Origin of the sequence: Hoyosella sp. YIM 151337 (assembly GCF_026041215.1) — a bacterium.
Lineage (GTDB): Bacteria > Actinomycetota > Actinomycetes > Mycobacteriales > Mycobacteriaceae > Hoyosella.
In genome coordinates, this window is sequence record NZ_JAPEIQ010000006.1 from 604,326 (window position 1) to 618,247 (window position 13,922).

The 13,922-nt window shown below is 63.7% G+C and carries 11 protein-coding genes; 2 read left to right on the forward strand and 9 right to left on the reverse strand.

The genetic code is table 11. From position 1 onward, the window contains the following. Positions 1-24: 24 nt before the first annotated feature. The 7 genes from glmM to eccCa form a co-directional block, all read right to left on the reverse strand. Positions 25-1,371, reverse strand: a complete 1,347-nt coding sequence (gene glmM / locus ONR57_RS04300; RefSeq protein WP_265121673.1) for a phosphoglucosamine mutase — start codon at positions 1,369-1,371, stop codon at positions 25-27. A 128-nt stretch (positions 1,372-1,499) separates the two neighbouring features. Next, the gene (rpsI, locus tag ONR57_RS04305; RefSeq protein WP_265121675.1) at positions 1,500-2,036 is read right to left on the reverse strand and encodes a 30S ribosomal protein S9; all 537 of its coding nucleotides are present in this window, start codon (positions 2,034-2,036) and stop codon (positions 1,500-1,502) included. Beyond that, entirely contained in the window at positions 2,033-2,476 is a 444-nt protein-coding gene (gene rplM, locus ONR57_RS04310; protein WP_265121676.1) for a 50S ribosomal protein L13, read from the reverse strand. Before rplM ends, rpsI begins: the two co-directional genes overlap by 4 nt. A gap of 244 nt (positions 2,477-2,720) precedes the next feature. After that, entirely contained in the window at positions 2,721-3,005 is a 285-nt protein-coding gene (locus ONR57_RS04315; protein ID WP_265121796.1) for a WXG100 family type VII secretion target, read from the reverse strand. A 42-nt stretch (positions 3,006-3,047) separates the two neighbouring features. Continuing rightward, positions 3,048-3,362 carry a WXG100 family type VII secretion target gene (locus ONR57_RS04320; protein WP_265121677.1) on the reverse strand — a complete coding sequence of 105 codons (315 nt, stop codon included), beginning with the start codon at positions 3,360-3,362 and terminating at the stop codon, positions 3,048-3,050. Between the two features lie 149 nt (positions 3,363-3,511). Then, complete coding sequence (locus tag ONR57_RS04325) at positions 3,512-4,897, reverse strand: type VII secretion-associated protein (protein ID WP_265121678.1); 1,386 nt, start codon at positions 4,895-4,897, stop codon at positions 3,512-3,514. Then, positions 4,894-8,967 carry a type VII secretion protein EccCa gene (gene eccCa / locus ONR57_RS04330; RefSeq protein ID WP_279347353.1) on the reverse strand — a complete coding sequence of 1,358 codons (4,074 nt, stop codon included), beginning with the start codon at positions 8,965-8,967 and terminating at the stop codon, positions 4,894-4,896. The genes ONR57_RS04325 and eccCa overlap by 4 nt, the downstream gene beginning before the upstream one ends. Positions 8,968-9,158: 191 nt before the next feature. Between eccCa and eccD the strand changes: the two genes are divergently transcribed. Together eccD and mycP are read left to right on the forward strand one after the other, a co-directional pair. Next, entirely contained in the window at positions 9,159-10,634 is a 1,476-nt protein-coding gene (gene eccD, locus ONR57_RS04335) for a type VII secretion integral membrane protein EccD (protein WP_265121679.1), read from the forward strand. Next, a complete protein-coding gene (gene mycP, locus ONR57_RS04340; protein ID WP_265121680.1) occupies positions 10,634-12,070 on the forward strand; it encodes a type VII secretion-associated serine protease mycosin in 1,437 nt (478 codons plus the stop codon). Before eccD ends, mycP begins: the two co-directional genes overlap by 1 nt. A 4-nt stretch (positions 12,071-12,074) precedes the next feature. Here the strand turns inward: mycP and ONR57_RS04345 are convergent, their stop codons facing one another. Both ONR57_RS04345 and fbaA read right to left on the reverse strand, forming a co-directional pair. Continuing rightward, positions 12,075-12,710, reverse strand: coding sequence for a TetR/AcrR family transcriptional regulator (locus ONR57_RS04345; protein WP_265121681.1), 636 nt, complete (start codon positions 12,708-12,710; stop codon positions 12,075-12,077). Positions 12,711-12,797: 87 nt separating this feature from the next. Continuing rightward, positions 12,798-13,835: a class II fructose-bisphosphate aldolase gene (gene fbaA / locus ONR57_RS04350; RefSeq protein WP_265121682.1), complete on the reverse strand. Its 1,038-nt coding sequence runs from the start codon at positions 13,833-13,835 to the stop codon at positions 12,798-12,800. Between the last annotated feature and the right edge of the window lie 87 nt (positions 13,836-13,922).

The window sequence follows — 13,922 nt, forward strand, 5'->3', positions numbered from 1 at the left end:
TGGACCCACTGGGTGCCGCAGCCGTTATACCGAGGCCACGACTTTCGCGAGATCCTCCGCGATGTGCTGCGCCTGCTCGGCGGATGCCGCTTCGACCATCACGCGGACGAGTTGTTCTGTACCGGACGGGCGGAGCAGCACCCGGCCTGAATCACCGAGCGCACGTTCAGCATCGGAAACCGCCGTCTGCACCGCAGCGGCTGCCGCGACCGCCGCCTTGTCGGCAACGCTCACGTTGATCAGTACCTGCGGGAGCACCCTCATCACGGCAGCTAGATCATGGAGCGACTTGCGTGAGTGCGACATCCGCGCCATCAATTTGAGTCCAGTCAGGATGCCGTCCCCCGTCATACCGTACTCCGGGAGAACGATGTGTCCGGACTGCTCGCCCCCGAGTGAGAAGCCGCCGGTTTTGAGTTCTTCGACCACGTATCGGTCACCGACGGCAGTCGTCCGCAGCGTAATACCTGCGTCCCTCATTGCCAGGTGCAAGCCCAGATTGCTCATCACGGTGGCCACAAGAGTGTCTCCGCGCAACTGGCCAGAATCTTTCAATCCGAGCGCAAGAATTGCCATGATCGCATCACCGTCGACAACGTTGCCGCGATCATCGACAGCCAGGCAGCGATCAGCATCGCCATCGTGGGCCAGCCCTAAGTCCGCACCATTCGCAGCGACTGCTTCTTGCAGGACGCTGATATGCGTCGACCCGCAGCTCTCGTTAATGTTCAATCCGTCGGGCGCATTGTTGATCGGTATTACTGTGGCTCCGGCGGCCTCGTAAGCAGCTGGCGCGACATGCGCAGCAGCGCCATGCGCGCAATCCACGACAACAGTGAGCCCGGCGAGCGGTGAGTCTATCGCGGTCGCGAGATGAGCGAGATATCGCTCTGCCGCGTCGGTGGCGTCGCTGATACGGCCGATCGCTGCGCCGGTAGGACGATGCAGGCTGGGATTGCGCATTTCCGCCTCGATCTGATTCTCGGTCGCATCGTCGAGCTTGTGCCCGCCTGGACCAAAAATCTTAATGCCGTTATCGGGCATAGGGTTGTGAGAGGCGGAAATCATCACACCTAATGCGGCGCCGTATGCGCCGGTCAGGTATGCGACCGCAGGAGTCGGAAGCACACCGGCCCGAAGCACGTCGACCCCAGCGGCGGTCAAACCTGCACAGATCGCTGCCTCAAGCATTTCACCGCTCGCCCGTGGGTCGCGTCCCACAACAGCTATCGTGTGTTTCTGTTCCAGCGGATCGTGCGCGCCTCGCGTCAAGGTCGTGGCTGCTGCACCGGCGAGCGATACCGCTAGCTCAGCTGTTAGTTCAGCATTAGCCAGCCCGCGCACCCCGTCAGTACCGAACAGTCGGCTCATCCGCTTTAACACAACCTTTCACTCGCCAACGCAGCCACAAACGGGTGAGAGCAGGCGCCGCACTGCGGCCGCCTGCTCTCACACACACTATCCCGGCATGAACTCCAGGAATCGATAACGGGAACGAATCACCGCTTCGAGTACTGAGGAGCCTTGCGGGCCTTCTTGAGACCATACTTCTTGCGTTCGGTCGCACGGGCGTCCCGAGTGAGGAACCCTGCGCGCTTCAGTGATGGGCGATCCTCAGGGGTAACCTCGATCAGCGCACGGGCAATCGCCAGACGGAGCGCACCGGCTTGGCCGGAAGGCCCGCCGCCGTGGAGGCGCGCATGGATGTCGAAAGAGACTTCGCGATCGACGGTCACCAGCGGCGCCTTGACGATTTGCTGGTGAACCTTGTTCGGGAAGTACGACTCAAGGGAACGCCCGTTGAGCCGGAACTCGCCTGAACCGGGGAGTAAGCGTACGCGGACAACTGCTTCCTTGCGGCGGCCAACCGTCTGGATTGGACGGTCGAGCACCACGGGTGCAGGCGAAGGTGCAGCAGCTTCGGGAGCCACCTCGTCAGCGACCTCTTCGACGACGGGCGCGTCAACGGCCTCGAGGCCCTCGTCAACAGTCTCGAATTCAGGCTCTGTCACGTTCTGGTCCTCTGGCGTCGTCACTGGGCCACCTGCTTGATCTCGAACGGAACGGGCTGCTGAGCGCCGTGTGGGTGCTCGGAGCCAGCGTAAACCTTCAGCTTCTTGCGGACCGCGCGACCGAGCTTGTTGTGCGGAATCATCCCGTAGACAGCTTTTTCGACAAGACGGTCTGGACGAGTGTCCAGTGCCTCGCCAAGCGTGCGGGACTTCAGGCCGCCGGGGAAACCGGAGTGGCGGTAAATCATCTTGTCGTCGCGCTTGTTGCCGCTGACTGCGACCTTCTCAGCGTTGATGATGATGACGTAGTCACCACCGTCGACGTTCGGCGCGAACGTAGGCTTGTGCTTGCCGCGAAGCAGGTTCGCGGCCTGTACTGCGAGTCGGCCGAGCACCACATCGGTAGCGTCAATGACGTACCAGGTGCGCGTGACGTCGCCAGCCTTGGGGCTGTACGTAGGCACGGTTCTTCCTCGTCTTCTCGTATTCTGCTGCCAGCCAGGCACTACAGCGGGGACCTCCTGGCGGCCGGTTGAGACCCAGAAACCCCTGAACGTGCTGTACGCCAACGGGAGACTTTACCCGGTCCCCGGAAGGTCGGTCAAACTGCCCGAATTCGCCCCACACACAGCGGTTATGACCGCACTGGTGCCCGCACTCCGGCAGAGGCAGGCCCAGTGCGGCCGACAACACTCGCCAAACGGCGCGTCAGCCCGCCCACTGATTCATGGCCGCACGCTCCGCGGCGGCCATCTGGTCATTTCCGGCTCCCACGGCACGGCCGATGGCGTCGAGAACCTGATTGAGTCCTTGCGCAGCGTCGTCCCAGCGTCTCTGCTGAACTTGATATGCCTCAGCGGCACCGCCCGTCCAGTCCGCGACGAGCGGTCCAAGGTAAGACCTGAGATCCGCGAGGGCGGCATTCATCTGGGCAGTCGAGGCTGCGATGTCCGCACGCAGCGTGTCAATCTGGCCGAAGTTGTACTTGATCATCACGATGAGTCCTTTCAAACAAGGAAGCGACGGGCCTAATGGTCAGAGGCGGAGAAGGCCACCGGCGGCGTTGAGCGTGCTGGCATGACTCTCCTGCGTATTGGCGTAAGCGGCACCGTTTGACCGAATCGCGTCACTGATCGCGAGCAGCGAATCGTTGAGCTTCCGTGCTTCGCTGTCCCACCTGACGATGAGTGCATCGAATGCACGCCGCGCCTCGCCCTCCCACGCACCATTAACCGCCGCGGCCTTGCCGCGGAGTGCGCCAAGAAGCGCCTGCACGTCTGAATTCACCTGCGCCACCCGATCGGCAGCACTGGTCATGGTTGCAGTTGTCGTCTGCATCTGCTGAGTCACGTGTTCCCTCCCTCATTTCTCGTGCCCGCACCCGGCAGGATCCCGGCGTACCCGGGCTGGGCGCACTCGGCGTCACGCCGGACACATAAGGATCAGACGCGGTGAAGCCGCGAACGGTTCCACCGAATTCAGCGTGTTCAGTGTTTCCGTCATGACGTGATTCGGAGGGAATCGAGGACACCCAGACATGGGTGCTCGGACGCTGTTTCGCCGGGACAACCCACGCTCAGCTGCCTTCCCTCGAGTATTAGGACGTACCAGTGGATCGGCGCCGACACACTGTCTCGCTCTTCGTAATGCAGTGCGACCGCTCGCGGCAGCAGCACGGGCATTTCGGTTTCGAACATCACGGGATCCTGAGCGATCGCGCGGCGCAACTCTTCCACGACGCCGTCGGTGTCGGCATCATCAGCAAGCCGCGTCCGCGACACATACACCGGCGGGGCGGCATACGGGATGCCGTGCCGCGGCCGCAACTCTGCGCGGAAGTCGCCGTCATGCCCTTCCATCATGTCTGACCAGCCGAGATGCCACGAGCTCGGTATCGTCACCGTGACATCGCTGACCTGTACTGACGTGTGCTCGCCGACCGCTGTGTGACCTCGGGATTCAGTGAGCGCGACCTGTTCGCGAGCATTGGCTGCGTGCCCGGCAGGGCGCCCACTCGGATCATTACCAGCCAGCCACGATCCACCAGCCACCGACAGTGCTGTGATGACTCCAGCTGCGACCCACAGCCAGCGCCGTGTCCCGAAGAGTGCAGCGTCGTCACTGTCATGCGAGCCAAAGACGGTTTCCGCCAACTTGTTTGCTTCCTGATGGGAAGCCGGGCGCAGTGTTCGCTCCTGCGACACGAGATGTGCTGCGGCGACGACAGCCGCGATCATTTCCGGCCCGACGACTTCTGACACTGCCCCAATGGGCACTGCCGGGACTTCGTCGAACCCGACCACAACCGAATGCGCGCCGGGGGCAAGCGTGGTGCACACATTTGCGAGCGCATCGCACCCAGCAAGCTCACTCACGTCGTCTACCATGCTGATCGAGGTGAGCGCACCGGCGTGCACCTTAGCTACCGAAGACGTCGTACGACCGATCTCGGTGACAGCGATAATGTCGCTGCGCTGGACAACCTCGGCGACCCCGACCGCCAGCGGCACGCACAGCACCTCAGCGGCGCAGGCCCGGAGTACGGTCCGAAAGGGCGCCAGGTGGGCGTCTGTCCAGTGGGTGGGGTGAATGAGCGTGATTTGCCCGTCTCGCACCGCGGTCAGTCCTGCTCGCCGCAAAACCAGCTCGCACACTTCGTGGATCGGGTGCGCGGTGTCGCGGAGCACCAAACTGGAATCAGTGAGGTAACTCCACGGACGCGGCTCGAAGTGGTCCGGGTCCGTGGCACCGCGTTTGCAAGCCTCATCACCGGCGAGCAACATTCCGTCGTCGTCATAGACGCTGGCAGGCAGTCGGCGCAGTCCCGCCGCGGTATGCACCCAAATGCTGCGTTCGGTGATGAGCGCGGTGGCGTTTCCACTCATAGGGGCGGCATATCGCCGAGCTGAACCAGCTGCTCACCGCCCTGCCGGGTGATGAGCACGCCCCGCCCCGGCGGATACGGCGCCGGCCGGACACTGCCGAGAAGGACGCCCTCGTCGCGGTTTCCATTCATAACAAGCCCCATCGGGGCGAGGTCACGCAATGCCGCCATGAACGGTTCAAACAGGGCACGCGCCGCTCCACCAGTACGCCGCGCTATGACGACGTGCAAACCCACGTCCTTCGCTTGCGGCAGCAACTCCAGCAACCCGGCCAGCGGATTACCGCCGGCGGTGACTACGAGGTCGTAATCGTCGACGATGACGAATACCTCCGGGCCTGCCCACCATGAGCGGTCACGCAATTGCCGTTGGGTGGTCTCCGGTCCTGGCAGGCGGCCCCGTAGATGTGACACAAGCTCCGCGACCATCGATTGCAGATTCGCCGCGGACACCGCGTAACCGGCGAGGTGGTCAGTGTCGACGACACCGAGCATGGTGCGGCGGAAATCCGCAAGCAGAATCTTCGCCTGCTGAGGCGTGTTTTGCGCCATGATGCTTGCACAGCCGGAGCGCAGCAGCGTCGTCTTCCCCGACTCCGCGTCTGAGAACACCACGAGATGTGGCTGTGCCTCGAAATCTAGCGCGACTGCGCCGAGTTCCGATTCATCAATGCCCACTGGGATTCGCATGCGCTGTCGGCGCGGCGACGCCGACTCGACGAGATCGTCGAGCAGCAAATCGCGATCGAAGTTCTGGGGAAGCATTCGCACCCGGGGCGCAACTGCATCCCCGCACCTCTGCACGAGTTCCGCAACAGACTCGGACAGGTCAGCTGCATAGCCACCCGTCGTACCGACAATCGTGGGTTCCGCGAGCAGCATGTGCAGGCCCTCCCTGGTGATGCCCCGTCCTGGCCGGTTTTCTGGCACCGCCCCCGCTGCGCGCCGGTTGACCTCAGAATCGTGTGGATCACCCAGACGCAACTCGATTCGGGTCCCCAGCTGATCCCGGATTCCTAAACGGAAATCGGACCAGCGTGACGCGGTCAGCATCACGTGCACCCCAAACGAAAGACCCTGTGTCGCGAGCGCGGTGATCTGCGCCTCGAGCGCCTCGAATTCCTGCCGGACTGTGAGCCAGCCGTCGATGACGAGAAACACATCGCCGTGTGACCCGGTGCACCGCGGGTCCTTGTGTGCACGAAGCCGCCGGAATTCAGGCATCGATGCGATCCCGAGTTGCTGAAACTCGAGTTCCCGCTGCCGCATGACCATCGTGAGTTCGGCGATCGTGCGGCGCACACGCTCAGGTTCAAGCCGGCTTGCAACGGACCCCACATGCGGAATCCCAGCGAGTGCGGCCAGTGAGCCGCCACCGAAATCGAGGCAATAGAACTGCACTTCGGCGGGTGTATGCGTGACCGACAGAGCCATCACCACCGACCGCACTGCGGTCGACTTGCCGCTCTGGGGGCCGCCCACTACCGCAACGTTCCCCTGCGCGCCGGACAGGTCGATGATCAGCGGGTCGCGACGCTGCTCGTAGGGGCGATCTATAAGCCCGACAGGCACGCGTAACGCCGGCGCCGACCGCCCGGGCGACGGTGCCGCGATGCGCCGTCCGGGTGGTATCAGCTGACCGACCGTGGCGGATTGGTCCAGGGGCGGGAGCCACACCTCATGGGCCCGCGGGCTGTGTCCGCGTACCCCTGCGAGGACACAGTCGAGGACAGTGCGACCATGCGGCTCCTGCCTGGTATTGGTGATCGTTTGGTGTCCCTCCGGGGGATCGCCGATCTCCTTCGCGGGGAGCGGGACATGATCCGAAACGAACGGCAATATTTTGACGTCTGCGGGTAAGGCCGAACTGTGATCGTCAGCGGTGACCGGTGGCGGCACGTACGCTCCAGACACGTAGGACGCGGAGAATCGGACCGGATCCGCCGAATCGACCTTTAGATACGCCGAACCAGGCACGGGCGGCAGCTGGTAGGCGTCGGGGACACCGAGTACTGAGCGTGATTCTTGGGCCGAGAAGGTCTTCAGACCGATACGGTACGAAAGGTGGCTTTCCAAGCCTCGTAGCCGCCCCTCATCAAGACGCTGACTGGCAAGAAGCAAGTGCATGTGCAGCGACCGGCCGAGTCGGCCAATCGCGGTGAACAGGTCCGCGAAATCAGGCTTCTGGCTCAGCAGCTCGGAGAACTCATCGACGACGATGAAAAGCGCGGGCAGTGGCTCGAGGCGCTGCCCGGCCGCCCGCGCTCGCTCGTATTCACCGACACTTGTGAAGTTCCCTGCCGACCGGAGGAGTTGCTGGCGGCGGTTCATTTCGCCTTCGAGGGCGTCGCGCATCCGGTCCACCATCGTGAGTTCGTCGGCGAGGTTGGTGATGATCGCAGCGACGTGCGGTGCACCGTCGAGGCCAAGGAAGGTGGCTCCGCCTTTGAAGTCAACAAGAACGAGATTGAGCGCGCTGGGCGCGTGGGTCGCGATCAAGCCGAGCACGAGGGTACGAAGAAACTCCGACTTACCGGATCCGGTCGCGCCGACACAAAGGCCATGCGGCCCCATGCCGCCTTCCGCAGATTCCTTGAGGTCAATTTCGACAACGGTGCCGTCTTCGCGATGGCCGACGGGCACACGAAGCCGGTCATGCGGGGCGCGTGGCCCCCACATCGTGGCAGCATCGAAACGTGCGATGTCGCCCGCGCCGATCATCGCTGGCCAGTCCGGCATGTGCGCGCCCGCACCATCGGTTCCAGTCGTGGCGGCACCAGCGTGCGCCGTCCGGTAGGGCGCGGTTTTCATCGCGAACGCCTGTGCTTGCACTGGAGTTAGCGCGTCCGCCTTGGCGAACATCTCTGGTTCGGCTGTGCCGGTGCTGGCGATGCCAATGTACCCGTCACGCAGCACCAAACGGATACCGTTGCGAGCGGTAAGCGCGGCCAGTTGTGTGCAATTCCCCTGCAGGTTGATGACGGTCACACCATCGGTTCCAGCGCTGGCCACGAGTTTCTCGTCGCCGTCGATGGTCGCCTCGTCCACGACTATGACGAGGTGCGGGTTTCCGCTGGTCACTGGTGAGTTTCGGGTAAACCGCTTACGGTCATGGACGAGTGGTGCCACGATCCGTTCTGCCTCGTGCAGCGCCTCGGTGACCATTCGCACCGGGCCTGCAGCATCCTCGCTCGTCGGGTGCGCCGCATGCGGGAGCCATTTGACCCATTCCCACTCGGCTGCGCGGCCGTGCCCGCGCACTACGACGATGCGCAGGTCCTCGGGGCTGTGAAACGCGGCGAGCTGACACAGCATCGCGCGCACCAGCGCAGCAGCCGCGGGACTGCGATCGCCGCCCGCGGCATTGGTGAAGGTAATTGCCGCAAACCCGCGCAACGCGATCCCAACGGGCATCGCGGGAACGATCGAATGGGTGCGGACGAACCTGCGGAGCGCGATTACCGAGATCGGTTCAAGGTCGTCGGTCGGACCGGTTTCTGGCGGGACGATCTGTGTAGCGAGACGTTGCGCGCCGCGCCCAATTCGCACTGACAGGTACTCACTGTCGTCTGTTCGGCGTTCCCACATCCGGGCAGTTCCGGCGAGGGCCCACAGGCTGGCTGGGTATGGATGGTGCCAGGTGAGTGCCGCGCGCTGATCGGCGCAGATCGCGCGCACGTCCCGCCTGGTGTCGCTGAGGTACCGCAAGAAGTCTTTGCGCTGCTCGTTGAGTTCGGCCGCGCGAGCTCCGCCTGCACGGCCGCCGACGCTAGCCAGCATGCCCAGCATCGAGACGGCCATCATGACGGGGAACATCAGCATCATCGGATTCGCCGCCATTCCTGAGCTGATCAGCAGCGCGATCATCCCTACCATCGCGAGCACCATCACGAGGGGCAGCAGTTTCTGCAACAAGCTGCCCGGAACCGCACGCGGAACCTCGGGCGGCGCCTGCAGCCCGATTTCCCCACCTGGCATGAGTGGCGGCTCTACTCGCGCCCCGCGGACGAACTGGACTGTGCTCGCGGTGCTCGTGGTGCTCGTGGTGCTCGTGGTGCTCAGCGTGCTCATCGGCACGTCCCCCCTGGTCATTCTCCACCGCAGCCCCCCAGCTGCGGAGCCATGCCCGGCAGGATTACCGCGCCGATTTCCCGGAGCGGACAGATCACCCCATACTGGACATGCCCGACATGATGATGGGGGAATCTCAGGCCGGGCGCAAATGTCGGCGCGCGGCGCCGTACGGAGAGCGGGGGGAATTCGTGGTTGAGTCTGACGTGGAGCTTGCACGCACGCATGCGCTGTGTCACGTCTGCGTAGCAATCGGTGAGACACAGGTAGACGTGGCAATACCTGCCAGCGTGCCGCTAGTGCTATTGCTTCCAGAACTTGTCGATATAGCCGCTGCACGCGCCGCCGAGCGCAGGCGGCCGGACGTTCGCGATTCTTCGCGGAGCTGGTCACTCGCACGTGTGGGGCAAGGCCCCCTCGACACCGACTTTTCGCTGGCACAGCTGGGTGTTCGCAACGGTGACCTGCTAGTGCTGAGCCCGTCGAGTGAGACACCACCGCCCCCGTTATTCGATGACATCGTCGAAGCGATCGCCCAGCAGCCCAACGGCTGGCCTAGTGACGCGACGGATTCCTGGCGAGCCGGGCGCGCCCGCGTGCTCAGCCACTGTGTGATGGCTGCAGCTGGCCTCACGGCGAGCGCTGTCCTGCTCGCGAGTGAACCACTGACGCACCTGCCGCTGGCGCTTGCGGCGCTGCTAGCCAGTCCCGCGGCACTTGCTGCGGCGTTTTCTTCGCAGAGCCGTGCGGGCGCACGCGCGGCAGCGATACTCACCCTGGTTACCGCACTCGTCACAGCGGCCGCGGCTGCGCATCTCGTACCAGGTCCGATGAGTGCGCTGCACGCGATCGTCTTCGCTATTGTCGCGGCCTGTCTTGCGGTTATAGGCCTGCGGTTGTTCCGGGCAGAGGCACACATCCTTGTTCCGGTTGTCGTCGCTGCGTGCGTTGTGTTGCTGACGGCCGGCGCCACTGTCGTGTTAGACACCAAACCCGCAGCCGCCGCCGCGGCAGTCATTGCCGCCGCGCCTTTCATGATCGCTGTCGCCCCGCGGTGCGCACTGCTGCTCGCCCGGCTTCCCCTGCCACCGGTCCCCCCGCCTGGGGCGGTCTTGAATGTCGTAGACGCTGTGCACGACGCCGCCGAAACAGGCGCCGACGACCTCATCGCCCATGAAGAGCGCTATCACCGGCTACAGCAACAAGCTGTAGTAACACAGCGTTATCTCACTGGGATCGTGGCCGCAGCAGCTGTCACGACGACATCGGCAACTGCACTTCTCGCCTGGAATTTCGCGCGTGAAGGGGCGTTTACGCTACCGGACTTGCTACTCGTTGCAGCCGTCGCCGGCTCGCTCTTGCTTCGTGGACGGGGTCTCGCGGGCAGCGCACCGGCGCTGCTTGTCACGGGAAGCGGCGCGGCGATGGTGTTGTGCGTTCTTTCGGCCGGTGCTGTTTTCGCGAGCGGCGCGGTGGCAGCGGCTGTTTTCGGCGGCGCGCTGCTGACAGTTGCGCTGTCGTTCGTGTTCGGTGCAGTCCTGCCAGGCCGAGTGTTTACGCCGCTGCAGTACCGGCTCGCGGAACTCACGGAATACACACTGCTCGCGAGCATCGTGCCGCTCGCCTGCTGGGCTCTCGGAGTGTTTGCACTCATCCGGGGTTTGTGATGCGGGACCGGTACTGCGCGCCACTCATTGCCGCGTTGCTTATCGTTGCCGTCGTCCTGGGGCCGGGCGCTGGCGTCGCGACCGCCTCGCCGCCCCCAGTAGACGACACGTTTCTGCCGCCCGCTGGTGCAGCGGGGCCTTTGGACGTGACTGATCAGCGGGAAGCGTGCAGCCGCGCGGTCGCCGACCCCCGGTTCGGCAGTCTCAACGCGCCGAGCGGGGCTGGGACGCTGAACTTTGCGACTGTCTGGCCGATCACGAGAGGGGGCGGTCAACTCGTCGCGATCATCGATACCGGCGTCACGCCGCACCCGCGCCTGCGCGACGTGATCGCCGGGGGCGACTACGTGAGTTCGGGTGACGGGCTTCACGACTGTGATGCGCATGGAACATTCGTCGCTGGAATCATCGCCGCGCAGCCATCCACTGCGGACGGGTTCACGGGAGTGGCGCCAGACGCACGAATACTCGCGATCCGGCAGTCGAGCCTCAAGTTCTCCCGCGGGACACGTGACGCCGGCGAGTACCAGTCCGAGAATTCGTACGGGAGTATCCGGACGCTCGCGATGGCGGTGCGTCGCGCCGCTGATCTCGGCGCAACGGTCATCAACATTTCGGAAGTGGGCTGCGCGAGCACCGCTGCTGGTTTCGACGACCGTGCACTGGGCGCGGCCCTGAGGTACGCCGTCGAGGTCAAAGACGCCGTTGTTGTCGCTGCCGCGGGAAATGTCGGGGCCACTGGGCCCTGCCGCGAGCAGAACCCACCGCCGGATCCTCTCGGCTCGGGTCAACCGGACTGGGATTCGGTGCGCACTGTCGCAACGCCTGCCTGGTATAGCACGTACGTTCTGACCGTCGGCTCAGTCGACCCAGATGGCGCGCCTTCCGACTTCAGCCTCGGAGGGCCCTGGGTTGATGTTGCTGCGCCAGGCACAGGCATTGTGTCTCTCGATGCACATCCCGGCAGCGACGGTCTCGTAAACGCAATCGTTCAGAGTGGCGACGGAGGCGAGTCCATGGGCATCGCTGGGACGAGTTACGCGGCGCCTTACGTGTCAGGCACAGCAGCCCTGGTCCGGGCGAGGTTTCCGCATCTGAACGCCCGGGAGGTCATGGACCGGCTGACAGCTACTGCGCACCCGCCTGCGCATGGCTGGGATCCGTACGTAGGCCACGGCGTGATCGATCCTGTGGCCGCGGTGACTGCAGACCTGGATCCCTCGGGGACCAGCGGATCTCGGGGTTTCGCAGTCGCGCCAGCCCGAGTTTCAGGACCACCTGGTCGTGAACCAGCGGTTATGACCACTCCCGAAGCACCGCCCGCATCTGACCCGCTCCCAGCGACAATCGCCGGGACGCTTGGGCTCGGAAGCCTAGTGGTTACGACAGTCTTTCTGCTGGGACGCTTTCCCCGGGTACGACGACAATATCGGTGAATCCTCACTGCTGCGCAGAAAGCACCACGGCGATCGCGGCAAGCAAGTCGAGCTGGCGTTCGTCGCCCGCAAGGTCTGGCAGGACTTGCCTCCCAATCGTTTCGCCAGCGAAGTAGCCGATAATGAATTCAAGCAGTGGTCGGCGCATATCGGGCGGAAAGGCCTGCGCTTCTGGGATCGCCTGAATGAGATCTTCCATGGCGGTGAGGTATTCGCCGGTCAGCACCGCCATCCGGGTTCGCAGGTCCGCGTCGGTGCGGGCGTGGAACATCAGTTCGAGCCACACCATATTGGTTCGTGAACGTGTGATGCGACGGACTGTTTGGAGGATCGTCCGGAAGTCTCGGGCGAATTGCGGCGAGTCCACTGATTCACCAAATCCGAGTTCCCGCCGGAACTGCTCGATCTGGCGGCGCGCGACAACCTGCGCCACGTGCGCAAAAAGATCAAGTCGCGTGGCGAAATGACGGAACAGCGCGCCTTGAGAAAGACCCGCACGGTCGACAATCTGCTGCACCGACGCTCGCGCGTACCCCACTTCAGCAAGCACGTCGATCGCAGCATCGACGAGTGAGGCGATGGTCGAATCGCGGCGCTGCTGCTGGGTGCGGCGCTGTCCCGGCGAGTCACCTGCGGTCACGGCTTCCGATCCTAGAGAAGAGGGCCGAACGACGCGTCCCCACCGGTACGTGGCCGGCGGGGACGCGCAGTTCCTAAAAGGCTTCGCTCAGCTCGCGCTGATTGAGCGGCCCGACGATTTGAGGTCGTTGCACGACTCAACGACGCGGTTGGCCATGCCCTCTTCCGCCTTCTTGAGGTAACTGCGCGGATCGTAGACTTTCTTGTTTCCGACCTCGCCATCGATCTTCAGGACACCGTCGTAGTTGGTGAAGAAGTGGTGCGCAATCGGCCGGGAGAACGCGTACTGGGTGTCCGTATCAACGTTCATCTTCACGACCCCGTAGTTGAGCGAATCCTCGATCTCTGACTTCAGTGACCCCGAGCCACCGTGGAACACAAGGTCGAATGGCCGGGCGCTGGCATCGAGACCGAGCTTGCGGGCGGCTACAGCCTGGCCCTCCTTCAGCACCTCAGGCCGCAGCTTGACATTTCCAGGCTTGTAAACGCCGTGCACATTGCCGAACGTCGCGGCCAGTAGGTACCGTCCCTTTTCACCGCCGCCGAGCGCATCGATTGTCTTCTCGAAGTCCTCCGCGGAGGTGTAGAGCTTCTCGTTGATGGCGTGTTCGACACCGTCTTCCTCACCGCCAACAACGCCAATCTCGACCTCGAGGATGATTTTGGCAGCCCTGGCAAGTTCGAGTAGCTCTTGTGCGATCTCGAGGTTCTCATCGATGGGGATGGCGGACCCGTCCCACATGTGCGACTGGAACAGCGGGTTCCGGCCGGCGTTGACACGCTCCTGGGAAATCTGGAGGAGCGGACGAACGAAGCCGTCGAGCTTATCCTTCGGGCAGTGATCGGTGTGCAGCGCGATTGTGACGTCGTACTTGTCGGCGATGACATGCGCGAATTCAGCCAGGGCCACGGAACCAGTCACCATGTTCTTCAGGCGCTGCCCGGAGCCGAACTCGGCGCCGCCGGTCGAGAATTGGATGATGCCGTCGCTACCGGCCTCCGCGAAGCCGCGGATGGCCGCATTGATGGATTCCGATGACGTGCAGTTGATGGCGGGAAACGCGAAGGAATGCTGCTTCGCGCGGTCCAGCATTTCGGCGTACGCCTCCGGGGTTGCGATTGGCATTAGGGTGAACCTCCAGATCGGCTACTAGCGGTCAGTTCAGTTATCGGTGGCTCCCAGTATGGCACCTGTCTCTATCGAGATCGCCGT